This is a genomic window from Candidatus Levibacter sp. Uisw_134_01, assembly GCF_047717795.1.
Lineage (GTDB): Bacteria > Pseudomonadota > Alphaproteobacteria > Puniceispirillales > Marisalimonadaceae > Marisalimonas.
Genome location: NZ_CP159808.1, coordinates 88,318 through 112,180, shown reverse-complemented (window position 1 = coordinate 112,180; position 23,863 = coordinate 88,318). Strand labels below are relative to the sequence as shown.

The following is a 23,863-nucleotide window of genomic DNA, read 5'->3' as shown; positions in this document are numbered from 1 at the left end:
GGATTAAACTTTGGAAGATGTCGCAAAAGGTTTAGGGTTATTATTAGAATTTGAAAACATTATTTTGATTCTTTCAGGAGTTTTAATTGGTGTTTTAGTTGGAGCTTTACCAGGTTTGAGCTCTCCTATGGCTATTGCTTTGTTAATTCCATTTACGATTTCTTTAGATCCTGTTGCTGCTATATCAATGATGGCTGCATTATATTGCGCAGGAACATTTGGAGGATCTATTACCGCTATTTTAATCAATGCACCAGGTGCGCCTCCCGCAGTTGCAACTGCCTTAGATGGCTATCCTATGGCTAAAAATGGTGAGCCAGGAAGAGCTCTCGGTTTGGCAGCAGTCTCAAGTGTCTTTGGTGGTGTTTTTAGTTTAATAATTTTTATTTTTGCAGCACCTTTATTAGCACAGCTAGCCCTAGAATTTGGTCCAGCAGAGTATTTTGGTCTTGCTGTTTTTGCTTTGTCAATGCTTGCATCAATGAGTGGAAAATCATCTTTAAGAAATCTTATTTCTGGATTAGTGGGAGTTTTAATTGGTACTATAGGTATACATTTAACCACCGGTGTAGAAAGATTTACATTTGGCAGTCCTGATCTTGAAGAGGGAATCCACTTTGTCCCAGTTCTTATAGGATTATTTGCAGTAAGCGAATTATTTAAACAGTCTGAAAAATTAAATGCTGTTGTAGAAAGAATTCAAGCTAAAGCTTTGAAATTACCGTCTTTACTCGAATTAAAAAAGCTTAAATATACTATACTTAGATCTTCTGGGATAGGTACTTTTATTGGGATACTTCCTGCTGAAGGGTCAACTGTAGCTGCTATTATTGGTTATAATGAAGCTCGAAGATGGTCAAAAAATAAAGATCAATTTGGCAAAGGGTCTCCAGAAGGGATTGTAGGTCCTGAAGCTGCTAATAACGCAGCAGCAGGCGGAGCTATGGTTCCAACGTTGGCCCTAGGAATTCCTGGAAGTGGTTCAACAGCATTGATTTTAGCAGCTCTAATTATGCATGGCTTTAGACCAGGGCCTTATTTAATCAGTGAAACGCCAGAGTTTGTATACGCTATTTTTGGAGCTATGCTAATTGCCAACCTAGGTTTTTTATTTATCGGATTAATTGGCGCTAAATTCTTTTCGTTGGTTGCCTTTATTCCTAAAAAGCTACTTTGGCCTGCAGTTTTTATTTTTTCAATGATTGGTTCATATTCATTTGCATCATCAATGTTTGACGTTTGGGTTATGTTAGCGGCAGGTCTTGTTGGATATTTTATGGATAGAAACGGATTCTCAGCCGCCCCTCTAGTTATGGGCTTGATCTTGGGTAAATTAGTTGAGGAGAGCTTTTCTCAATCGATGATCATACATGACAACAATTTTTTTGCTCTATTAGAAAGCCCTGTTGTTTTAATATTTTTTGCTCTTACCTTTTTAAGTTTATCTTCTCCATTTTGGGTTAAGTTTTTTACTAAAAAAGCAGTTTCTAAATAAGAAAATTATATGAACAAAATAAACAAATCATCTGTTGCTGAATTTTTTTCTGATTGGGCATGCTCAATCCAAATCAAAGACATTCCTAAATCTGTGAAAAAAAAATTAAACATCATTGTTATGGACTCAATAGGTCTCATGATTTCAGCCAAGAATGAACCTTATATCAAAAGTTTGGTTGAGGCTCTAGACGAAAAAGGAGATTGTAGCCTTATTGGTCATAATAAGAAAGTTAGTCCTTTTAATGCATCTATTATTAATGGCACAGCTGTTCACGGCGAAGATTTTGATGATACATTTGAAGGTACCCCGGTTCATGTTGGTGCCGTAATGGTTCCAGCAATGTTAGCAGTTGCTCAAGCTAGAAACCTATCTGGTAATGAGTTTCTTAAAGGTCTTGCAATTGGTTCAGAACTTATATGTAGGCTTGCTCTAGTTGCTCCAACAGCAGTACATAGGCAAGGGTTTCATCCCACAGCTATTTTTGGAGCATTTGGAGCATCAATAGGTATATCATCTGCTATAGGAAATTCTAGTAACCAAATGGTTAGCTCGCTTGGTATCGTAGGAAGTATGGCATCAGGCATTATAGAATATTTAGCAGAAGGTACTTCTACAAAACGTCTTCATCCAGGTTGGGCAGCAGGGTGTGGTTGGCAGTCAGCTAACATAGGAAAGTCAGGGTTTGCTGGTCCTAGAACTGTATTTGAAGGTACTCACGGTGTTTTCAATACTTTTGCTAAAGCAACTATTAAACCTGATTTTTCTTATCTCACCAAAGACCTTGGAAGCAGATGGGAATGTGAAAAATTAGCTATTAAACCTTATGCATGCGGAACAATGGCTCAACCTTTTATTGATTGCTCTATTAAATTAAAATCTGAAATAAGTAATGTTAATGAGATAGATAGGATTGTAGCAAGAGTGGGTGAAGGCACAGTACATAGATTATGGGAGCCTCTAGAAGAAAAGCAAAATCCATCTTCTCCTTATGGAGCAAAATTTTCAGTTCCATATTGTATTGCAGTAAGTCTTATTGATGGACAAGCTGGACTTAAACAATTTACAAAAAAAAGGCTACAAGACACATCTTTATTAAACTTAGCATCAAAGGTATCCTATGAAATAAATCCAAATGACGAATATCCTAAGAATTATACTGGAGACATAACTATTTTTAATAAAAATGGAACGACCATTTCTGCCAACCAAAATTGTTTAAGAGGAGGAAAACTTTCTCCTTTAAAAGAAGAAGAAGTTTATAAAAAGTTTGAAGAAAATTTAAAATTTAGCAATGTTAAATCAGATGAGATTACGAAATTATGCGGTAAAATTAATACTATCTTTAATATAAAAAATCTTGAAGATATAGGATAATTTAATTTTTATATAATATTCTTTTACAACCCTTTCCTTTTATTAAATCAATGAATTTTTTCCATTTAGTATTATAATCTGCCCTATTTACTACCCATTCAACATGATCGTTTTTACTTTTGGAAGGGTTTATCTTTATGCCCCATAATCCGTCAACTTCATTTGGAACTGCAGAATATCTAACATCGGTTATAATTGTTTTATCTTCCCCAACACCAAGATAGCCTTGTGAAAACCAATTAAATCTCTTTATGTCTTTGTATTGCTGACTATCTTTATTTAGCTTATCAAAATCAAGAAAAGTATTTAATTTTTTAATTGTAGTTCCCTGACAATGTTCTGTTTCTAATAATAACCTTACTGCATCCACATGATAAAAATTGTTTTCCTCATAAATTACTTTCCATAAAAGCAAGTTACCCAAGCTAGGTTTAACTGTTAATTTTGTCTCTCCATGCCCTCTCATCTTTGCTAAATATTTCCCTGCCTCTTCGGCTCTATTTTTTTGAACAACACCCATTCCAAGGAAAAGAAAAATATAAATGATACCTAAAAAAGATATAAATTTATTTTTTCGTAAAATAGCAATGATTATAAGTATTATAATGGGTACAGTTAAAAAAGGGTCTACTACTGAAATATTATTCCATGAAATTCTCTCATCAGAAAAGGGAAATAATAGTTGTGTTCCATAACTAGTACACGCGTCTAATAGGCCATGTGTGGCATAACCGAATAAACAAAATAAATAAGATTGCTTCCAACTTAAATATTTTTTAAAAAATATTCGAGTAAATAAAGTAACAATTAAGGCTCCAATAGGAATAAAAACTAAGGAATGTGTGAATTGTCTATGAAATTCTAATTTTAGAAGCGGATCTGTATTTGATCTAATTAAAACATCGAGATCAGGCGCTAATCCAGCAAGACATCCGAGTATTGAACCTGCGATAAGTTTCTTTTTATTAGATATTGTTTGAGCAAAAATCGTTCCAAATGCACCTTGACTTACAGGATCCAATTTATAAAACCTCTTCTTATAAAAAAATAACTATACTCTAAGATTTCTTGACTGTTTATCATTTTTTCTTTTAACATGTTTATCATATAAAAAGGATAAATAAATTGACAAACAACACATCTAATAATCAAGAATATGACGCAATTATTGTTGGTGCTGGTTTTGCCGGTTTATATCAATTAATTTGTCTTAGGGATCAACTAGGTCTTAATTGTTTGATAATAGAAACTGGAGACGATGTAGGAGGAACATGGTACTGGAATAGATATCCAGGAGCACGATGTGACACAGAAAGCCATGCCTACTCATATTATTTTTCAGATGAATTATTAAAAGAATGGACGTGGTCAGAGCGTTATCCAGGGCATGCTGAAATAAGAAAATATATTAATTTTGTAGCAAATAAATTTAATCTAAAAAAAGATATTTTATTCAATGAAAAAGTGATTAATGCCAAATTTAATGAAAACTCAAATAACTGGAGTTTAGCTACTAATACTGGAAAACAATTTCAATCTAAATTTGTAATTGCTGCAGTTGGGTGTTTGTCTAACACCAACATACCTAATATAAAAGGATTAGATAGCTTTGAAGGTAAATATTACCACACTGGAAACTGGCCAAAAACTGGTGTGTCGTTTGTAAATAAAAAAGTTGGACAGATCGGAACCGGGTCTACTGGAATACAAGCCGTTCCAGTAATTGCGGCTGAAGCAAAGCACTTAACCGTATTTCAAAGAACTGCTAATTACAGTATTCCTGCCAGGAATGCGCCATTATCAGAAGAGTTTAAAGATCACGTCAAAAAAGATCATAATTATTATAAAGAATTTTTGAAAAGAACACCTAATGGTCACCCATTTGAAATTTCCAGCCGACTAGTTTCTGATGTAAGTACCGAGGAAATGAATCAAATTTATGAAAAAGCTTGGGAAAAAGGTGGATTACAGTTTAGGGCAACATTTAATGATTTAGTTACAAATATAGACGCTAACAAAACAGCATCTGAGTTTATTAAAGGAAAAATTCGTCAAACTGTCACAAATAAAAAGTTTGCTAATATTTTGTCAGATATTGATCATCCTTATGCAGGTAAGCGTCCACCAATTGATAGTCATTACTTTGAGACTTTCAACCGAGACAACATAAATTTAATTGATCTTAGATCCAATCCTATTATGCACATTGATAATGAAGGTATTCAAACTAAAGAAAATCATTTTAATTTGGATATTATTGTTTTTGCCACTGGTTATGATGCAATGACTGGACCGCTATTAAATATGAATATAACTGGCAAACAAAACTTAAAACTTAAGGATTGCTGGAAAGAAGGTCCTCAAACATTTTTAGGCCTACAAATACCTGGTTTCCCAAACTTATTCACTATCACTGGCCCTGGAAGCCCATCAGTATTAACTAATATGCCTATGGCAATTGAACAACATGTAGAGTGGGTAAGAGATTGCATTTCTTACATGAGTAATAAAAATCACTCTTCAATTGAAGCAGACCAAAAATCAGCTGAAAAATGGGGAGATGAAGTGAATGCAGTAGCAAATAAGACTTTATTACCTACTGTAAAACATTCCTGGTATTTAGGTGCTAATATTCCAGGAAAACCGCAAGTTTTTATGCCTTATGCAGGTGGCTTACCTAAATATACCGAAGTCTGTGATGAGATCAAAAATAACAATTACAAAGGTTTTAAGTTAGCATAAGATTTAAGTTTCTGTAGAATTTTGAATTTTATTAATGTTAGTTCTTAGTTTTTTAATTCTTTCTTCTAACAAATTTTTCTTGGGTGGGGTCTTTGAATCCAATTGATCTAAGAGAGCAGATACTTCATTTGCTAATTCATTACTTTGTTTATTTGAGTCCATAAGCCTAATTTGTGTTTTTCTTATTAAAGCATTAAGAATTACATTTGTCTTACTTAAATTAGTGAAATATGATTTAGGAATTTTTTTTGCTACAAGTTTTTGTGTACAAACTTTAGCCGTGACTGTTCTTGGTAAATCTAGTAAAATTGAGGTTTCTCCAAAAATTTCACCAATGCCTATCCTATTAAGCTTTAAGCCATCTTTAGTTTCAATATTGACGTAACCTTCTAATATTAGATATGCCTCTTTAGGAATATCTCCGGCTTGGTATACAATTTCACCTGGTTCCCATATAGCTGAATTGTTATTATCATGCATTTTTTAATTTACCCTTGAGATAAATATTTTGGCAAATAATCACGAGGCACTTAGTGGCTCCATCCAAAAAATATATCCATAAAATACTAAATAACAGTAAAAAAGAGCATATGCCCACCACTTCTTCGGTTTAAATTTTTTACTTTCTTCATTAACAATATCAAGTTCTTCTTTATAGTTTTTATAGTATTTTAACATAAAGTTAGATCTACCCACACACTTCTCCATCTCTATTAAAAAAAAGGACTAAACGTCTAAAAAAATTGTTTCTTTATCTCCTTGAAGGAAAATATTAAAAATGAAGCTAGTATCATCTATTTTACTAGCTATCAAGGAACTGACATCATTATTACTTTTTTTAATCATAGATAAAAGAGGATCTTTGAATAAATTGTCACCTTCAAAATACATTCTAGTGTTTAAGTTCATATTTATACCTCTTGAAGATATTGAAAATAATATATGTGGACTTTGTAAACTACCATCAAAGTTTTGAACTGAACCTGGTTTGATAGTGCTTAGTTTGTATTTTTTAGAAATACTATTTGGTGCAAATCTGGCAAAACCATTGTCAGGCGTATAAACTCCATTTTCATCACTTTGCCATGTTTCTAGCATCACATCATCTAAGGCTTGTCCACTCCCATCAAATACTGAACCACTTATAGAAATAAAATCATTAGTATCTTTATTAATGAAAGGTTTTTCTCCTAGATCATTTTGGAAAATACCGTTTATGTTTATTGTATTTGGAAGACAACCTATGTGTAAAAATGGACCAGCTGTCTGGAAAGGTGTTTCGTCAGCAATGTTTTTAGGATAATTCAATTTATAAGCCTTCTGTTCTATTTTCAAAGAAAGTTTGATTTGAACCTCTTAAAATAATGTCAAACTTATACGCTAATAACTGTTTAGTATTTGATTGAGTTCTGTCTAGAGATCCTATCAAACTTTTTTTTGCTTTTTTGTCTGGAATAGAGTTAACCATTGGACAAAAATCAATAAGTGGGTCGCCTTCGAAGTACATCTGAGTAATTAATCTTTGACCAAAACTTTTACCAAAGATTGAAAAATGAATATGCATTGGTCGCCATTCAACTCCCCTATTAGGATAAGGATAAGGTCCTGGTTGTATCGTAATAAATTCATAAGTACCGTTATTTTCTGTGATGAATCTTCCACAACCTGCAAAATTAGGATCTATAGCTGCAATATTTTGGTCTTTATTATGAAAGTATTTGCCACCTGCATTTGCTTGCCAAATTTCTATTAAAGCTCCTTCAATTGGTTTTAAAAATTGATCTCTTATTGTTCCATGAACTATAATCTTATGTCCTATTGGGGATGCATTATTTTGAGAAAAATTTAACGTTAAGTCATTATCAAACTTTCTAATTATATTTTTGTTGAACATAGGGCCTGATACTTCAGATGGAGAAGACGGGAAAAAAACTTTATCCTTTTTAGGCGCTCTTAGAATAGATGATTTATAATCAGGATAATTTAATTGTGGTTGTTTATCGTAGTTTCTTTTAATTAATGATTTTACTGCCATCTAAATATCCTAAAAATATCCTAAACTCTTAAAATTCCTCATAAGGTAAACCAACATAATTCTCTGCCAAAACTGTTTGAGAGGCAATTGAATTTTCTAAATACTCTAATTCTGAATCCTGGATTCTTTGATCAAAAGATGTTTGTTCTGGAAATTTATGAAATGTTGTTGTCATCCACCAACTAAATCTAATTGCTTTCCAAACTCTTGATAAAGCTTTTGTGGAATAGTTTTTTAAATCTTTGTCATCATTAAATAGATAATATTTTTTTAGCCCATTAAATAAATAATAAACATCAGAAACAGCTAAATTAAGACCTTTTGCTCCAGTTGGAGGCACAATATGTGCAGCATCTCCTACCAAAAACAAGTTATTCCAATTCATAGGTTCACAGACAAACGATCTTAAGGGAGCTATTGATTTTTCAATAGAGCGACCTGTAATAATTGATTCAGAAGCTTCTATCGGAAGTCGTCTTTTTAACTCTTCCCAAAACCTTTTATCATCCCAAGCTTCAACTCTATCATCCAATGAAGTTTGTATATAATACCTACTTAAATTATTATTTCTCATCGACGCTAGAGCAAATCCATTGCCGTGATTGGCATATATTAATTCTTCTTTAACAGGTGGAGTTTCAGATAATATTCCCAACCATCCAAATGGATAAATCCTTTCAAAAACATTGATTAAATTCTCAGGTATTACTTTTCTACTTATTCCATGATACCCATCACAACCTGCAACAAAATCACACATAATTTTATTTTCTATTCCATTTTTTTTAAAAGTTACAAATGAATTTATTTCACCTACATTCTGAGGTAAAACATCTTCTGCGCAATTTATAATATTACCATTTTCTTTTTCTATAATTTCATATAAATCTTTTGTAACTTCAGTTTGTCCATAGACTGTTACATGCTTATCAGTCAGTTTTTTTAGATCTATTCTAAATCCATGGTTTTTAAAGGATAGTTCAATACCGTTATGTTTAAAACCTTCATTGTCTAGTCTTTTTGAAACACCTGCTAAACGTAGCATCTCTATAGTTCCATTTTCTAGAACTCCAGCTCTTATCCTTCCTTGCACATGTTCTCTAGATTGCTTTTCAAGAACTACATTATCAATATTTTCCAAGGATAAAAGTCGTGATAAAAGAAGACCTGAGGGGCCTCCACCTATTATAACAACCTTAGTTCTCATATGATTTTACCATCAGATTATATTATCTTTATTTCAAAAAAATTATTAATAAAAAAACACATAAACTTATTTGTATAAAATTAATTAAAACTGAAACCCTGTGCAAAATATTAAATTTTTTTTCATTATTTTTATCTTTTGCTTTATTAATAAGTGGCATTAAAAATTGCCTAGAAAAAAGAAAACCTATTATTATCAAAAGAAAGACAATTAGAGACATATCATTTTTATCAAATATTGCTATAATCAAGCCTGTTAAACTTAAAACAAGGCCAAAAAGATAATATTTTGGGAAAAATATTCTTAGAAATTTAGATGATTGCTTTTCATCTAAGACTTTAAAAACTGAAGTTGCTACTACCACTGGAAAAAATATCATAAAACTTAGTATTGCCGCAGTAATTAAAATTAACAAAATCAAATCCTAGTAAATTTTCAAAAATTATGTGTTTAATCTTAAATTAGTAATATAAACTATAGAAATATTTAATAAAGATTTTTTGAGAAAGAATTATGGATAAAGAAATAATACCCTATTCAGTTGAAACTTTAATTTCTGAAAAAGATATAAAAAAACGTATTACAGAATTAGGTGAAGATATAAATCATTTTTACAAAGACACCAAAAAACTTTTGGTAGTTGGGTTATTAAGAGGTTCTTTTGTATTTATAGCTGATTTAGCACGTGAATTAAAAATACCTGTAGAGGTGGATTTTATGACTGCCTCAAGTTACGGTAATTCTATGCAATCTTCCAACAATATAAGGATATTAACGGATTTAAACACAGACATAAAAAATTTAGATGTATTATTAGTCGAGGATATAATTGATACTGGTCATACACTAAACCAAGTTATCAAACTTCTAAATAACCGAAAACCTAAAAGCCTAGAAGTATGTTGCTTATTAAATAAGTTCTCCAGGCGTGAAACTGACATAGAAAGCAAGTGGGTAGGATTTGATATCCCTGATGAATTTGTAGTTGGATACGGTATTGACTATGCGCAAGATAATAGACATTTGCCATTTATTGGGAAGGTTGTTCATTAGTAAAGTGGGAATGACTAATTATTTACCATAGGCAAGGATAATCGTGGAGATTGTCATAGCCATTCCCATTGATTGAATGCTTGCAAATTATATGCCGTTTTTTAGATATATTACTAAAAAATAATATCATAAGGTTTTGTTTTTTATGTCTACTAGCTCCAAGGTTTAATAACTATTTTAATAGCATTATCAATTCTTTCTCTTGCATACTTTAGTGCCTTAGGTAATTCATCTAGATTAAAAGTATGAGTATGGACTAAACTTGCATCAAATCTTTTCTGTTTCATGAACTCCATTGCTCTATGAGTTGCACTTTTACCTTCACCCCTAATACCATACATATAAATATTATTTATAACCATGTGAGGTATATTGATACTGATTGGCTTATGAGGGAATGCTGCTAAACATATTTTACCACCCCTATTTGTCATCATTATTGCGTCATTGAGTGCCTGCTCAGTTCCAGCACATTCTACTACGTAGTCAGTACCTTTTGTGCCTACAATATCTTTAACTGCTTTAACAACATCAGTTTCATTTTTAACATTTAAAGTATAGTCAGCACCAAGTTTTTTACCAATTTCTAAGCGACTATCTCTTGTGCCTATAAGTATTACTGGACCTGCTCCAAGTGCTTTTGCAACGGCAACCCCAAGCAACCCAATTGGTCCAGGGCCAATCACAACTACGCTTTCGCCTGCAATTAATCCTCCTAATTCTGTCAAGCCATACATCGTTGTTCCAGCTGTTACAACCAAAGTTGCCTCTTCATCTGACATATCATCTGGAACTTTTATTAATGTATTTATGTTATTGACTGCGTATTGCTTAAAACCACCATCTGTAGTAAATCCATTTGCTCTATGACCCTTATTTACCTCTCCATAATTATGACAAGATGTATACATACCCATACGACATCTCTTGCACTGTCCACATCCAGAGTGAATTTCAACAGTTACCCTATCTCCAATTTGAAACTCATCCACTGCAGGTCCTAGAGCAACAACAGTACCCATATATTCGTGCCCTGGTGTAAAATTTTTATTAAATGGTAAACCTCCTTCAATCATAGCAGGTGGACCATGACTGATTACGTCTAGATCAGTGGCACAAATTGCAACGGCATCTATTTTTACTAAAACTTCTGCTTTATTTGGCATTTCAACTTTTTTATCAACTAATGATAGATTGTCAGGGTCACCCAAGACCCATGCCTTCATAGTTTTGGGAATTGGAAATTTTTGTGAAGTTTTCCCACTAAATTGATATGGCATACTGAATCCTTTTTATTTAAATGAATCCACGTAATACAGGATTTGTCAAATAAGTTTATTTTTTTGAAGACATCATCTTTTTCTTATGTTCACGCCATGTAGTAAACAAACCAGATCCTATTACAATAGTAACGCCTACTATTATCATAAAATCTATACTTTCTGAAAAAATCATTACACCTATTATTGAGCCAAATACTAATTGAAGGTAAGAAAAAGGTTGTATAACAGATGCTTCTGCGATCTGTAACGTTTTAACCATTAAAAAATGTGAACCAGAGCTAAGTATGCACATGGTCAAAAGCCATAAGAAATCTTTTTGAGGGATAGGCTCCCAGATAAAAAAACTGATAACAGTCATAGTAACTGTACCACCTATACCAGTCCAAAAAAAGCTTGTAACCGCTGTATCTAACCTAGACACATAACGCGTTAAAATTAAATAAACTGCAAACATTACAGCTCCGATGATAGCAAAAATAGACCCTTCAGAAATGACACTGCTACCCGGTCTTAAAATAATGAGGACTCCTATAAAACCTGTCAGTATAGCAGTCCATCTTCGCCAACCAAATTTTTCACCCAAAAAAGGAACTGATAAACCTGCTACAATAAGAGGGTAACAAGCTATAATCGCGTGAGTTTCTACTAGCCCCAATAATGTGAATGTATAAACAACAAGACAATTATTTAAAGACAAGATAAGACCTCTAGAAAACTGAACATAAGGTTGTTTAGTCTTTATAATCGTTGCAAAACTATTTTTGATAAATATACATGAAATTATGATTATCAATGCAATAAACCAATAACGAAATGTTACTAACGTGAATACATTATTAGTTTCAGCTAGATATTTTGAGACACCGTCCATAGTTGAAAACATGAATGTTGTAACAACCATTAAACTTATGCCTAACGAGACATTATTTTGCATGAATTACTCTGTCTTAAGGATATTATAACTTAGTATCTTAACTAAGGTTACATAACAACAACAAAAAATAGAGGCCAAAGGCCTCTATTTGAATTTAAGGGAGGAAATATTTAATTACTTTCTAAATAAAAATACGACTGTAAATAAAAATGTTTAATTTAATTTATATTATTTTGTAAACTTATCACTTTTTCTATATGAATATCCGCTTCTTCTAATTGATAGATATCAAATCCAGATATAGGTGAACGACATAAATCAGTTATAAAAATTTCTTCTTTAACTCGAAGCATTTTTGAAAATTTAATAGCTATATCTATATGTTGATGAGTAAAAGATACAATAGGTAGTATTTTGGAAAACAAATCTCTTGCTTTATTTATTTTTTTTTCAATAAATAAATTGTAAATTTGATTATATATAACTTCCATGGTTGAGGGAATAAAAGCATGAACCCCTCTGTTTAATGCCTCTATCATTCCCATTATCGCCCAGCCTCCGCTTAAATGGAGTTTATGATCTGTTGCTTTTAAAATTCTTGAATATTTTGGACCTGAATTAAGAACTTCTATTTTTAACCCTTTAAACTTTTTTATATTTTCAAATAGGAGTAAAATATCTTCATCATTCATACCGTTGTCTGTCCAGGACAAATCTTGTATCATTAAATTACTTGGTCCTGCATCAGCAATTTCATTAAAGCATTCTGTCAATTCATTACCATTCAAATTATTAGGTGTTTGGCATAAAATCCAATCAGCTCCGGCAACTTTAGCTGCTCTTGACAAGGTAATTCTGTCATATTGGTTATTAGCACTGCAACTTACAATTAATGGTAATCTATTGTTATTATGCTGAACACAGGCATTAATAATAATTTCCTTTTCATCTAAAGAAAGACTTGCGTTTTCTCCTGCAACGGCTCCAACGAGCATACCAGCACAACCTGACAGAATTGTATGATCTATAAGTTTCTGAAGACTTAATATATCAACCTTGTTATCTCTACAAAATGGAGTATGAAGACTTGGTATAATACCTCTCATACCAGATATAATTCTTTTACTTTTATTACCCAATTAAAGTACCGTTTTCTAACTTATCATCAGTACGTAACAGATGAACTTCTTCTTCCAACACAGCACCTAATACTAAAACTTCAGATACAAAACCAGCAATATTTTTTGAAGGAAGGTTACATATGCCTACTATTTGTCTTCCTATTAATTGATCTACTGAGTAATTAGTTATTTGAGCAGAAGTAGATTTAATTCCAATTTTTTTTCCAAAATCAATCTTTAAAATATATGCTGGCTTTTTAGCTTTCTCGTTTTGAAAAGCTTCTAAAATTGTTCCTAAAACGATATTAAGTTTTGTGAAATCTTGTATAAACGCATTATCATTATTTTTTTTAATCATATGGATGTTAGCTTTTTTGTGATTTTATAAATTTATTTATACTCGAAGCATTTTGGACCATACTTGATTTCAAAATCCCTCCAGAGTCAATTATAATATCACGATATACAATCTCACCATTTATAGTACCAGATGATTTTAAGTGTAAATTTTCAGTTTGTATATCTGCGTTTACATCACCTTCTACCACTATATTATCAGCAGTCAGGAAACCAACAAAAACGCTTGATTTTTTTTCATAAAGATTTTTCACTTTTAGTGTGCCCTCAAAACTTCCATTAAGCTCCAAGTCACCTAAACCAGTGTAAGATCCTTTAAAATGAGAATCTTGTTTAATTTTTATCAAATTATTCAAGTTACTTTCCAACTAACTTTTTTTTATCATGCAAATTTTGTAAAAGAAAAGCAATAAATTTAATTTTTAATCTACTTTACCAATGCACTTTAAAACAATGTTGTTAGTGTAAATTTCGTTATAACTGTCTTTGATTGATCTCAAAATAGCATTATAGGCTAGTGATTGATTTTTTATGATGAATATATAATTAAGAATAGGGTCATTTTCTCCAGTTCCTTTACTTATAGCCATCAACATTTTCTCAGAATTATCAATAACTTTATACTCTGCTGGATTACCTTTTTCATCCTCATATTTAATTAATTCATTCTCTAAAGTCATTTTAGATAAACGACCATGTTTTTTATCAATACAAGAGAAATCTTGTGCGTAAGAATTAAGCGAATAAATTATGAAAATAATTGTTAAATAAAATAGTTTCATTAAGGACCCTTGATTATTCTTATTAAACAGTAAATTATTTTTAATTATATTAAAAATAATCTATCATATTTTTGTAAATAATTTTAATAAATTTTATAATGAAAAAAACAACTATCTTACTTTTTATTTTCTGGATTTTAGCTGCCATAATCGTTGTCTGGCTCCTTCCTTTTATGGCAAGGAATAGTAATTTAGCAAATGACTTTTTATCTTATTGTTTAACATTTATTCAATGACAATTTCTATTTTATCTCATACAAATGAGGCACATTAACATTTTGGTTAAATTATCATGACCTGGAAATTGAAAAAAAACATTCTTCTTGCAACGATTATAATGTCATTTATTGTCATTTTAACCTCTACTTTCTTTTTTGCTGAATATTTGTCGCGACAGAATACTCCTAAAAATATTTCACAGATAATAAACAATATAAATTTAGTTGATCACACAGGCAGTAGGTTTGTTGCTAAAACTTTAGAAAATCAACCGTCATTAATTTTTTTTGGATTTACTCATTGCCCAGAAATTTGCCCAACAACATTAAGTCAACTGTCAGAAGTTACTGAAAGTTTAAAATCAAAAATAATAACTACTAATATAATTTTCATTACCTTAGACCCTCAACGCGATACTCAAGAATACTTAAAAGATTACATAAGTAATTTTAATGAAAATGTTATTGGAATAACTGGTAAAATTATGGATATAAAAAAACTAGCAGATAATTGGGGCGTGTTTTTCGAAAAGATCTCATCTTCAAAAGACGATTATACTTTTAACCATACCGCAACTGTTTTTATGCTCGACAAAAAGGGTAATTATAAAGGAACTATCTCTTGGGGTGAGAGTGAAAATTCTATAATTCAAAAAATAGTTAAACTCAGTAAAGATTAATTAACCCGACAACCAAACTCTTTAATTTTTTTTTCTAATTAAATCTGAGGAAAGAAATTTAAGTAAAACTTTTGCGTTTCTTTTATTTTTCCCATGTTAAAGTTAAATTACATCTTGCTTTATTGGTTAATATAAATTTTCAGGAATATCCCAAACCAAAATTTTTATTATGTTTAATGACATTAGTTTTGGCTATCAATCCAAAATCTAAGTTGCCAAAGTAAATGATTAAAAAAAATTACTTATATAATCAAAAATAAAATAAATCATTATTGATAAGGTTATAAATAATATTAAAAGAGTTTGCAAAAAATCATTTGCTAAAACTATTAGGAATTGTTTTGTTTTTGTTGTGCCTAAATAAAGAAAACAAAAAATTAAAGATAAGGGAAAAGTCATAAAAAAAAGAGAGGAAATTAACCAGAATTTTATAAAACCCATATTTTTAAAACTATTTTTTTTTTTACAAAATCTTTCAATAAAATTCCTTAATTAATTTGTTAAACTGCTTTAGTCACTAATATATAATTTGTTTAAAATAGAAATTAACCCACCTTTAGTTACTTTGGCATATATGCCTAAATCTACATGTCCGTAATATGACTTAATTTGATTTGGAATATTTATATCTCTTTGTCCATTATCTGGGTTTACATTAGTTGCAGCACATCTTTGTGTCCTTTTAAAAACTTCTAAGATAGCATCTCCAACATAGATCTTTTTTCCTATCCAGTTAAATTCTTCCCATGCATTTACACCATCAACTAAAATATTAGCTCTAAATCTGGAAGCTGAAATTTGCTTGCCTAATTTGTACTGTAACTCCAACACTGTATTTAAATTAATTATAGATATAGCTTTATCAGGGATGTCTGAAAATGAGTGTGTTGGATTAGTCTTATTAGCTTTAATGCCTTTCACAAGCCTTGGCTTTTCTTCTTTTGACATGCCTAAATAATCTTGAAAAAAAATTTCAACTTTATTTATGTTGTTTTTATTGGTGAGTTTCTCATCTACTACAATATTATTGTCAATCTTGATTATAAATTGCTTAGATTTAAGATTAAATATTGTAGTGAGTTTGGCTAATTTTTCTTCTTTCACCAATGCTAAAAAATTTGTCTTTCTTAAATAAACAGGATTATTTTGGTCAAATTTTGTATTAAATCTTGCAAAAGCATACTCTCTATCTCCTGGGATTGTTTGATTTACCTCTAATAGTATTTTATCAAGATACTCTCCTGATAGACCTTTTATAGGATATCTAATAATATTTTTAATCATATTCATTAATCTATTTATTTTTTCTTTTTAAGTTCCTATTAAGATTAGTATTATAGTATACATATATTAATGCCACGTTTTTAAAATAAAAATCGGAGATGAAGCTGAACTTACCTATTTTAAAACCTTTGCCAGATTATCTAGTTCAACGTTATTATGGCTGGAAAGCAACTACTTTTGCAAATAGCAAAAGCTGGTATCATAAATTAGCTGAAGACGGTCAGCATCCCAGAGCCATGATAATTTCTTGTTGTGATAGTAGAGTTCACGTTACATCTATTTTTGGATCAGACGCAGGAGAATTCTTTATTCATAGAAACATTGCAAACCTTGTCCCTCCTTTTAAAAAAGATGAAGATTATCATGGCACTTCTGCTGCCATTGAATACGCCGTTAAAAGCCTGAAAATTCCTCATATTATAATTCTAGGACATTCTACATGTGGCGGAGTTAAGGCGAGTTATGATTACTTTTCTGGGAAAAATCCAAGTTTAAAAGAAGATAGTAACTTTGTTGCATCTTGGCTAGAAATTCTTAGAACAAGTTTTAATGAAGTATCAAAAGAACTTCCTGATGAGGATATAATAAATAAACTGGAAAAGGAGGCTGTATTAACCTCAGTTAAAAATTTAACAACTTTTCCATTTATTCAAAAAGGAATTTCGGATGGTTCACTTAGTATCCACGGACTATGGCATAACATAGGAAAGGGAGAATTAATGTCCTATGACAACGAAAGCAATGATTTTATTTTGGTTTAAAAGTTTAAGAAGCAACTTCGAATAAGATTTCAGGATTTGACATAGTTTTTATCTCCAAAACATTACCATTTGGATCTTCTACAAAAAAAGTCTCTTGTTCAAATTTTGAACCAACAAACCTTCTGTAGGGGTTGTCAAAATAGTCGATTTCACTGGCCTCAATTCTTTTTTTAACTTCAGCAAAATCTTTAGCTTCAAGGTGAACGCCAAAATGAGGAACACAAACATCACCCATATCAACATCATGACGCTCTCTTACTTGCTTAGTTTTAGTTTCATGAAGAGTGAGTTCATTACCCCAAAAGTTAATATCTATCCATCGACCTTCTTCCTGGTTTCCAGTTTCACAGCCTAAAATGTCGCAATAAAATCCTAATGCTGTTTTAATGTTTCCAGCGGGTATGGCTAAATGAAAACAATTGGTCATTAATTTTCTCCTCTAAAATGTATAAAGTTTAGTTGTTTAATTAAAACACATTATAACTGAATGTTGATATAATTATAAGTTTTTTATTAAGGATTTTAGTAGTTTCTTTGATTTTCCATAAACCTTAATTTTTTTAATTTTATCTAAATTACTTTTATCATTTTCTACTACTACAATACCTATCATTCCCATAGCCTTATGAGGAGTACATTGATAAAGATAAACACCAGGTTTTTTGAATGTATAATTTGCATCTTTACTTATTTTAGATTTATATTTTGTAACGCCATCAGGCATACCAATAAATTCAACATTATGACCCTTGTCAACTGACTTCCATGAGATTTCATCATTAAGATTAATTGAAATGACTTTCTTAGAATAAACCATCCTTTCTTTACCAAGTTTGTTTAACATATCAATAGTATGATTTTGTGCGACCGCAAAATTTGATAAAAAGGAAATAGTTAGAATTGTGGATATTGATAGAATTTGTTTAAGTGACATTTTTTACCTCTGTTTTATTATATTCAATATATAATGTTTAGTTTTGTAAATTTAAACCTTGTTTAAAACTTTAATATATTTCTTTTTTAGAAAGAGTTAGTATTTCCATTTAAAGATGAGGTAAGTCATATGGATGAAATAAAATATATTGAAAAAGGCAACTCCTCCGATTGCCTATTCCTAATTCATGGATTTTGCAGTGGACCTGAGGACTGGATTGATCAAATTAATTTTTTTTCTAATCAATTTACAGTAATTGCTCCAATGCTTCGAGGTCATGATGGACTAAACTATAACAACAGGCCAATGAGCATAGAGCAGCTTTCCAATGATTGTGTAAATATTCTTAATAAGAAAAAATATAATAAAATAATAATTGCCGGTCACAGCATGGGTACAAGATTAGCAATTGATGTAGCGAATAAAATCAAAAACTGCTTTGGATTAGTTTTGGTAGACGGTAGTAGATTTTCTAATTATGAAACATATTTTAAAACACTTGAAACATTTGAAAGGTCGATACGTCAAGATACTTATTCATCTGTTTTAAAAAATATGTTTTCCTCTATGTTTTTTTCTAAAAATTTTGATAAACACAAAAGTAGAGTGATTGAACGAGCTATTAATATACCAGAAAATTTTTCACTTCCACTTAGGAGAAATGCCATCTGGTATGACAGTCATTGCGTTGAAAAAAATCTAAGTAACTTAAGATTACCTATTTTAATTCTGCATAGTACAAAATTAGATAAGAAAATGGAACGATCTCCAATCCTCAAAAAAGATCAAGTCTCTTACATTGACTTTATCAAATCATATAATTTCAAAATCCGAATAGAATTATTTGAGAGAACTGGTCATTATATTACGATAGAAAAACCTGAAATTGTTAATGATATAATGTCAGAGTGGATTTATGAATTATAGACGTAATTCGGATAGTAGCACAGCTAATTGGGCTCCATGCATATCTCTATCATGAATATGACCTTGAATGACTTTTCTAGGAAATGAAAACTTAATTACATTTAAACTTTCAATTTCAAATCTCTTTAAAGTTTGCCCTGGTATTTCAAATAATTGTGATATCTGAATGTTATCTAAGCTATGTCGAACTTCTTTGAAAGCTTGCTTTGATCCACAAAAAATATCAATTGTTATCCAGAAAGGACCTGCATTTTTTGATCTTATTTTTTTAACTTTATCTCCAAGTAAATACATTTAAACCTCTAAGGTTTTAATTTGGAATGCATCCATTGGGTCATTTAACTCTAAGACATGATGTAAAGCAAATTCATAAACACAACCTCTATCTGAATGGACTGGTGAGTATGGAAAAGCAAAAGTTGGCAATTCCTCATCAACTGTTAACGGAAAGTGTAACAGAAACGGGTTAATTAATTTTGCTATTTCTGTACATACATTAGGATTTTTTGAAGTGATGATACACAAAACACCAACTTCTCTTGGGTTTCCAATATTTTTTTCTAAGTCACCAAGAACGGCATTTAAACCTATATGCCTAAAATTTAATGAATATTCATGGGTATCTAAATTCATTCTTTGCTTAATTTCTTTACTTAAAAAAATTGAAAGTTTTTCAGTCCATTTTATTGCATTTTTAACGTAATCATTATCTCTTAACAATACTAACAGAGAGGTTTGATATCCTGATACTCTGGCTCCTTCTAATTTTACTGTATATTTTTTAGATGAAACCCACAAACTACCTTCTACTCGAACTTTTCTTGAATTAATAGATTGATAACACGCATTTGTTACGTCCATATATCCACCTGGTTCGTACAAAATATAAGGATCGGCATTTTCATACAACATATGAGCAGAAACAGTTTCAGGAGAACAAATTGCACTATCTGACATTGCCTCAACATTAAAACAAGTTTTATCAAATTCTACTAATACTACACCAGAAGTTGGGTTGCTTGAACATAATGCACCACATTCTGCTATTTTAGCTCCATGCCAAGCAGAACCCGGATCAACACCATTCATTAACGGTAAAGCAGATATTATTGCTGTGTCCGTTGTTCTTCCTCCTAATATTATGTCAGCACCTGTATTAATCGCTTCTATAACTTGCTCGGCCCCTGCAAGAGCAACGACATGAGATAAATCATCTAATAGGTGAACGTTTAAACTTGGTGCAGGTTCTAATGGGAAAATTTTGTTAATTTTAAAATTACTTTTTAAAAACTCTATGTTTTGTTCACAATATAATTTAGCAATTTTTAGAGATTGACCTAACTCTTTGGCTAACTCAATTGTAATTTCTTCCATCCAGTCTACCATTGAGTTAGTACCACAAGTACCACAAGTGCCAATAATTAAGGGGACATTTGCTTCCTTTCTTGCTTGCATAAGTGTTTTCCACTCTGATTTGATAGCTGCACGGGAATATTTAGATGTGCCTGAGCCTAATGACGCAGGTCCACTATCAGTAGAACCCCCATCAATACTTATTATATCAGGTTTGTGTTTTATACCACGCCTTAAGGCTTCTATATCAAACCCTAAGCCAAGAACTCCTGATGGTACTAATACTTTAGTAATGGTCATTTAATTACATTATAATATATGAAAAAAGTAACAAGGAATATTAATTATCAAAACTGTTTCTCATGAGAAACTTAAAAAATTAACCCACACAATAAACCCAATTTTTTGCTTTTATGATTTCTCCTACAAACAAAAAAGGTTCTGCCCCTATGTTTTCCGCATAATTAATCAGGTCAACACTGTTATTTGACTTAATAACAGAATTAATATCTTTTGGCCTGCCTCTTTCACCCCTAATGACAACATATTCATTATGTATACTTACTAGAGCATTTTTTTTCTGATTTGGAATTAAAATATTACTATAATTATACCCCCAATTATCAAGACACAACATAGCCACATCTATATCTCTAGCCTTCACCTTAATAATACACTGCTGAAGAATATTTTTATCTGGATTTTCTAGGTTTCTGAGGGGATAATCTTCATTAATGTCGCTCCTTGTATATTTCCATTTCTCTAATTGATTGAAAGATGGAACAACAATTATTGTATTAAAAAAAAGATTTGATTTAATCAAAACTTGTAATTTCATTTCTGAATTCACTGGAGTTTTCACTTGACCTTCAGGATGAGTTACTATGCTTTCTTTGTTATCTCTTGTTTTGTTTGTTATTGTTTGTTTTTGGGATCTTATAATTTTATCTATGTCATTTCTTTGAGATAAAGGAGTTATTTTTTTATTCTCGAATAACTCAAGAAATTTCTTTTCAGCTACCTTTTGTCCGTAAATTTTATTATATTGATTATCCAAGGAGCTTAATTGATAAAGAGAATTAAATGATAAAGGAGCTTTATCTTTCATTTTTACTAAACGTGTATTTGAACCAATTGAAACCCATTTTGAAATAGTACCTTTCGACATCCCAAGCTTTTCAGATAATTCTGCTTGTCTGCCATCTAGCTGATTTACAGCGTCAGTAATAGCCTCCGCCATTTCAAATATTCCATTTTGAACTTTATTTTTAGCCTCATTAATCTTATCTACATGATCGTCAATAGACATCATGTTTGATACTAGAGAGTTCATTTTAGACCTTTAAAAGTTAACTAAATTAAAAGATATAGATTTAAACTTTTAATGTTTTGAAGTTTTTGATGCTATAAAATCCATGACAGCTAAAAGAACACCTGAAATTATAAATACTAAATGCACAATAATCATCCACTGTACTTCTCTATCTGGAACACTTTCAATATCCATGAAAATTTCTAATAAATTAATACCTGAAATCGCAACAATTGAAGCTATTAATTTTAACTTTAGATCACTAAAATCAACTTTTCCCATCCAACTTGGCTTGTCTTCACTATTTTCAGCTGCGCTTATTTTAGAAACAAAGTTTTCATATCCTGCGAATATAATCATCAAAATTAAATTTCCAACTAGAGCCAAATCAACAACATGTAATACAAATAACATCACCTCTCTAACAGTCATTGAAAACATTTCAGGTACAACATGTATAAATTCTTGAATAACTTTAAGAGTTATTATACCAAGAGATATGGCGAGTATTATATAGACAGGCGCAATAAACCACCTGCTTGCAAACAAACCTTTTTCTAAATTTTTTTCTAAAGTTTCTCTCATTTCTAATCCTTTTTATGTCGAAGATAGTATAACATTTAATTTGTTAATTTCAATTAAAGTTACTAAAACTTCTTACCACCTTCTTTGAGACGATTTTTAATTTTATGATCAGCTCTAGACTTATTATATTCAAGTTTTTCGTATATAGTTTCCCCCAAATTAAAACCTTTGGATTCAGCTAAATCAAAAATTCTTATTATAGCATCTGCCAGCTCTACTTCCATCATTGATTTATGTTTAAGGTGAGTGTCCATTAACCCTTTTCTTGCACCTTCCATAGCTTCACTTATTTCGGAGTGAATTAAACACAAAAGTTCACCTATATTTCTTTCTTTCTTGTTTCCTTGACTGTCATGCCACCAACCACCTGTCACTGCTGCTTTATGGCAGTCTTTAGCACATTCATTTAAACCTAAAATCTTTTTATTCACAACACTCTCCTAACTATAAACTATATGTTTAAAAAATTTGACATCAATAAAAAACTTAACATTCCTAACGTTATAGTAATTAAAACATTATTAAAAACTATGGCTGCCAAAACAGCTATGATAGCTGAATATAATTTAAAGTTTTCTGAAATAGAAATGATGTTATTTTCAAAAATTGACAATCCATTAAATATTATTGGTGTTAAAACAACCAAGGGAATATATTGGAGTGAGGATTTAATATTAGGGTATAGTTTTTTTGATATTATACCTGATAATGGAATGAACCTTATTAAAAATGTAAAAAATCCACATAAGACAATAGTCAACCACGTCATTCTTTTTTATCCAATTTTCTTGTAATAAATCCTACAAATAAACCAACTATCCCAGCAAGTAAAATCCATAAACTTAATTCTAAATTTTTAAAATATAACGATGAAATTCCAGAGCTTAGCACTGCAAAAAACATGGATATTGAATTTATCATTGGTACAATAATAGCTAGAAATGTCAGAGGAATAATAAAGCTTAAATCTAAAAATTGCGGTAAATTACCTCCTAACAATATGCCAGTTAAAGTTGCCATTTGCCATGATGTAAATAAAGTTAATCCCGTTCCTAAAAGATGATAACGCAGTAAAGAATTATTTGGTTCTTTCATAAATTTTCTTATTGAGACAGCATATGCTTCATCAGTTAATAAATAAGCTAATATTATACGCCATTTTAACTTAAGCTTTATTAAAAAATCATACATAGACAAACTATATAAAAAATGTCTTGAGTTGATCGCAGTTATAGACGTTAAAATTATAGGAATTGATGAAGAACTAGATATTAACTGAACGAAAACAATCTGACTTGCGCCTCCAAATATTATTGATGACATTAAAAAAGATTGGAGAGGAGTTAAACCACTTTCAATTGCCATGATCCCATATATAATACCAAATGGAAACACACCTAATTGTAAAGGCAATTCTTCTAAAACACCTTGCCTGAAAATTATCCATTTGTTCATGATTTACTTATAACCAAAAAAATTATTA

30 protein-coding genes are annotated in these 23,863 nt (G+C 30.8%); 7 read left to right on the top strand and 23 right to left on the bottom strand.

Annotated elements, in window-relative coordinates:
• Positions 1 to 10: 10 nt before the first annotated feature.
• A complete protein-coding gene (locus ABXT66_RS00595; RefSeq protein WP_443643726.1) occupies positions 11 to 1,495 on the top strand; it encodes a tripartite tricarboxylate transporter permease in 1,485 nt (494 codons plus the stop codon).
• Between the two features lie 9 nt (positions 1,496 to 1,504).
• Positions 1,505 to 2,872, top strand: coding sequence for an MmgE/PrpD family protein (locus ABXT66_RS00590; RefSeq protein ID WP_443643725.1), 1,368 nt, complete (start codon positions 1,505 to 1,507; stop codon positions 2,870 to 2,872).
• Between the two features lies 1 nt (position 2,873).
• On the opposite strand, the gene ABXT66_RS00585 is transcribed toward ABXT66_RS00590, so the two are convergent.
• Positions 2,874 to 3,893, bottom strand: a complete 1,020-nt coding sequence (locus ABXT66_RS00585; RefSeq protein WP_443643724.1) for a metal-dependent hydrolase — start codon at positions 3,891 to 3,893, stop codon at positions 2,874 to 2,876.
• A 104-nt stretch (positions 3,894 to 3,997) separates the two neighbouring features.
• On the opposite strand from ABXT66_RS00585, the gene ABXT66_RS00580 reads away from it, so the two are divergent.
• Positions 3,998 to 5,614 (top strand): flavin-containing monooxygenase, encoded by a 1,617-nt coding sequence (locus tag ABXT66_RS00580; protein WP_443643723.1) that lies wholly within the window; start codon positions 3,998 to 4,000, stop codon positions 5,612 to 5,614.
• Between the two features lie 3 nt (positions 5,615 to 5,617).
• On the opposite strand, the gene ABXT66_RS00575 is transcribed toward ABXT66_RS00580, so the two are convergent.
• From ABXT66_RS00575 to ABXT66_RS00550, 6 genes are read right to left on the bottom strand one after another with little or no spacing between them, the layout of a single operon-like run.
• Complete coding sequence (locus ABXT66_RS00575) at positions 5,618 to 6,094, bottom strand: cyclic nucleotide-binding domain-containing protein (RefSeq protein WP_443643722.1); 477 nt, start codon at positions 6,092 to 6,094, stop codon at positions 5,618 to 5,620.
• Positions 6,095 to 6,133: 39 nt separating this feature from the next.
• Entirely contained in the window at positions 6,134 to 6,310 is a 177-nt protein-coding gene (locus ABXT66_RS00570; RefSeq protein ID WP_443643721.1) for a hypothetical protein, read from the bottom strand.
• 30 nt (positions 6,311 to 6,340) lie between these two features.
• Positions 6,341 to 6,922 (bottom strand): protocatechuate 3,4-dioxygenase subunit alpha, encoded by a 582-nt coding sequence (gene pcaG / locus ABXT66_RS00565; protein WP_443643720.1) that lies wholly within the window; start codon positions 6,920 to 6,922, stop codon positions 6,341 to 6,343.
• Between the two features lies 1 nt (position 6,923).
• Entirely contained in the window at positions 6,924 to 7,649 is a 726-nt protein-coding gene (pcaH, locus tag ABXT66_RS00560) for a protocatechuate 3,4-dioxygenase subunit beta (protein ID WP_443643719.1), read from the bottom strand.
• Between the two features lie 28 nt (positions 7,650 to 7,677).
• On the bottom strand, positions 7,678 to 8,856 hold the full coding sequence (gene pobA / locus ABXT66_RS00555; RefSeq protein ID WP_443643718.1) for a 4-hydroxybenzoate 3-monooxygenase: 1,179 nt from the start codon (positions 8,854 to 8,856) through the stop codon (positions 7,678 to 7,680).
• Positions 8,857 to 8,884: 28 nt separating this feature from the next.
• On the bottom strand, positions 8,885 to 9,271 hold the full coding sequence (locus ABXT66_RS00550; RefSeq protein WP_443643717.1) for a DUF4149 domain-containing protein: 387 nt from the start codon (positions 9,269 to 9,271) through the stop codon (positions 8,885 to 8,887).
• 113 nt (positions 9,272 to 9,384) lie between these two features.
• On the opposite strand from ABXT66_RS00550, the gene hpt reads away from it, so the two are divergent.
• Positions 9,385 to 9,909 (top strand): hypoxanthine phosphoribosyltransferase, encoded by a 525-nt coding sequence (hpt, locus tag ABXT66_RS00545; protein WP_443644706.1) that lies wholly within the window; start codon positions 9,385 to 9,387, stop codon positions 9,907 to 9,909.
• Positions 9,910 to 10,061: 152 nt separating this feature from the next.
• On the opposite strand, the gene ABXT66_RS00540 is transcribed toward hpt, so the two are convergent.
• The 6 genes from ABXT66_RS00540 to ABXT66_RS00515 all read right to left on the bottom strand — a co-directional run bounded on the left by ABXT66_RS00540 (position 10,062) and on the right by ABXT66_RS00515 (position 14,326).
• Positions 10,062 to 11,189, bottom strand: coding sequence for a zinc-dependent alcohol dehydrogenase (locus ABXT66_RS00540; protein ID WP_443643716.1), 1,128 nt, complete (start codon positions 11,187 to 11,189; stop codon positions 10,062 to 10,064).
• Positions 11,190 to 11,244: 55 nt separating this feature from the next.
• Positions 11,245 to 12,126 carry a DMT family transporter gene (locus tag ABXT66_RS00535; RefSeq protein WP_443643715.1) on the bottom strand — a complete coding sequence of 294 codons (882 nt, stop codon included), beginning with the start codon at positions 12,124 to 12,126 and terminating at the stop codon, positions 11,245 to 11,247.
• A 158-nt stretch (positions 12,127 to 12,284) separates the two neighbouring features.
• The gene (locus tag ABXT66_RS00530) at positions 12,285 to 13,205 is read right to left on the bottom strand and encodes a dihydrodipicolinate synthase family protein (RefSeq protein WP_443643714.1); all 921 of its coding nucleotides are present in this window, start codon (positions 13,203 to 13,205) and stop codon (positions 12,285 to 12,287) included.
• Positions 13,198 to 13,545, bottom strand: a complete 348-nt coding sequence (locus ABXT66_RS00525; protein WP_443643713.1) for a tRNA-binding protein — start codon at positions 13,543 to 13,545, stop codon at positions 13,198 to 13,200. Before ABXT66_RS00525 ends, ABXT66_RS00530 begins: the two co-directional genes overlap by 8 nt.
• A gap of 7 nt (positions 13,546 to 13,552) precedes the next feature.
• Positions 13,553 to 13,900, bottom strand: a complete 348-nt coding sequence (locus ABXT66_RS00520; RefSeq protein ID WP_443643712.1) for a bactofilin family protein — start codon at positions 13,898 to 13,900, stop codon at positions 13,553 to 13,555.
• Between the two features lie 66 nt (positions 13,901 to 13,966).
• Positions 13,967 to 14,326, bottom strand: coding sequence for a hypothetical protein (locus ABXT66_RS00515; RefSeq protein WP_443643711.1), 360 nt, complete (start codon positions 14,324 to 14,326; stop codon positions 13,967 to 13,969).
• A gap of 292 nt (positions 14,327 to 14,618) precedes the next feature.
• Here ABXT66_RS00515 and ABXT66_RS00510 point away from each other — a divergent pair, with 292 nt between their 5' ends.
• The gene (locus tag ABXT66_RS00510) at positions 14,619 to 15,224 is read left to right on the top strand and encodes an SCO family protein (RefSeq protein ID WP_443643710.1); all 606 of its coding nucleotides are present in this window, start codon (positions 14,619 to 14,621) and stop codon (positions 15,222 to 15,224) included.
• A 510-nt stretch (positions 15,225 to 15,734) separates the two neighbouring features.
• Here ABXT66_RS00510 and ABXT66_RS00505 read toward each other — a convergent pair.
• Positions 15,735 to 16,508, bottom strand: a complete 774-nt coding sequence (locus ABXT66_RS00505) for an MOSC domain-containing protein (protein WP_443643709.1) — start codon at positions 16,506 to 16,508, stop codon at positions 15,735 to 15,737.
• 98 nt (positions 16,509 to 16,606) lie between these two features.
• Here ABXT66_RS00505 and ABXT66_RS00500 point away from each other — a divergent pair, with 98 nt between their 5' ends.
• A complete protein-coding gene (locus tag ABXT66_RS00500; protein ID WP_443643708.1) occupies positions 16,607 to 17,269 on the top strand; it encodes a carbonic anhydrase in 663 nt (220 codons plus the stop codon).
• A 4-nt stretch (positions 17,270 to 17,273) separates the two neighbouring features.
• On the opposite strand, the gene ABXT66_RS00495 is transcribed toward ABXT66_RS00500, so the two are convergent.
• Together ABXT66_RS00495 and ABXT66_RS00490 are read right to left on the bottom strand one after the other, a co-directional pair.
• The gene (locus ABXT66_RS00495) at positions 17,274 to 17,696 is read right to left on the bottom strand and encodes a VOC family protein (protein WP_443643707.1); all 423 of its coding nucleotides are present in this window, start codon (positions 17,694 to 17,696) and stop codon (positions 17,274 to 17,276) included.
• A gap of 72 nt (positions 17,697 to 17,768) precedes the next feature.
• Complete coding sequence (locus tag ABXT66_RS00490) at positions 17,769 to 18,203, bottom strand: plastocyanin/azurin family copper-binding protein (RefSeq protein WP_443643706.1); 435 nt, start codon at positions 18,201 to 18,203, stop codon at positions 17,769 to 17,771.
• 129 nt (positions 18,204 to 18,332) lie between these two features.
• Here ABXT66_RS00490 and ABXT66_RS00485 point away from each other — a divergent pair, with 129 nt between their 5' ends.
• Positions 18,333 to 19,130, top strand: coding sequence for an alpha/beta fold hydrolase (locus tag ABXT66_RS00485; RefSeq protein WP_443643705.1), 798 nt, complete (start codon positions 18,333 to 18,335; stop codon positions 19,128 to 19,130).
• On the opposite strand, the gene ABXT66_RS00480 is transcribed toward ABXT66_RS00485, so the two are convergent.
• From ABXT66_RS00480 to ABXT66_RS00450, 7 genes are all read right to left on the bottom strand, one after another.
• Entirely contained in the window at positions 19,125 to 19,424 is a 300-nt protein-coding gene (locus ABXT66_RS00480; protein WP_443643704.1) for a DUF4387 family protein, read from the bottom strand. The two genes, ABXT66_RS00485 and ABXT66_RS00480, sit on opposite strands and share 6 nt — an antisense overlap.
• Entirely contained in the window at positions 19,425 to 20,783 is a 1,359-nt protein-coding gene (locus ABXT66_RS00475; RefSeq protein ID WP_443643703.1) for an acyclic terpene utilization AtuA family protein, read from the bottom strand.
• A 79-nt stretch (positions 20,784 to 20,862) separates the two neighbouring features.
• A complete protein-coding gene (locus ABXT66_RS00470; protein ID WP_443643702.1) occupies positions 20,863 to 21,816 on the bottom strand; it encodes a hypothetical protein in 954 nt (317 codons plus the stop codon).
• Between the two features lie 48 nt (positions 21,817 to 21,864).
• Positions 21,865 to 22,380, bottom strand: coding sequence for a TIGR00645 family protein (locus tag ABXT66_RS00465; protein WP_443643701.1), 516 nt, complete (start codon positions 22,378 to 22,380; stop codon positions 21,865 to 21,867).
• Positions 22,381 to 22,442: 62 nt separating this feature from the next.
• Positions 22,443 to 22,811, bottom strand: a complete 369-nt coding sequence (locus tag ABXT66_RS00460; protein ID WP_443643700.1) for a hypothetical protein — start codon at positions 22,809 to 22,811, stop codon at positions 22,443 to 22,445.
• 20 nt (positions 22,812 to 22,831) lie between these two features.
• The gene (locus ABXT66_RS00455) at positions 22,832 to 23,149 is read right to left on the bottom strand and encodes an AzlD domain-containing protein (RefSeq protein WP_443643699.1); all 318 of its coding nucleotides are present in this window, start codon (positions 23,147 to 23,149) and stop codon (positions 22,832 to 22,834) included.
• Complete coding sequence (locus ABXT66_RS00450; RefSeq protein WP_443643698.1) at positions 23,146 to 23,835, bottom strand: AzlC family ABC transporter permease; 690 nt, start codon at positions 23,833 to 23,835, stop codon at positions 23,146 to 23,148. The genes ABXT66_RS00455 and ABXT66_RS00450 overlap by 4 nt, the downstream gene beginning before the upstream one ends.
• Between the last annotated feature and the right edge of the window lie 28 nt (positions 23,836 to 23,863).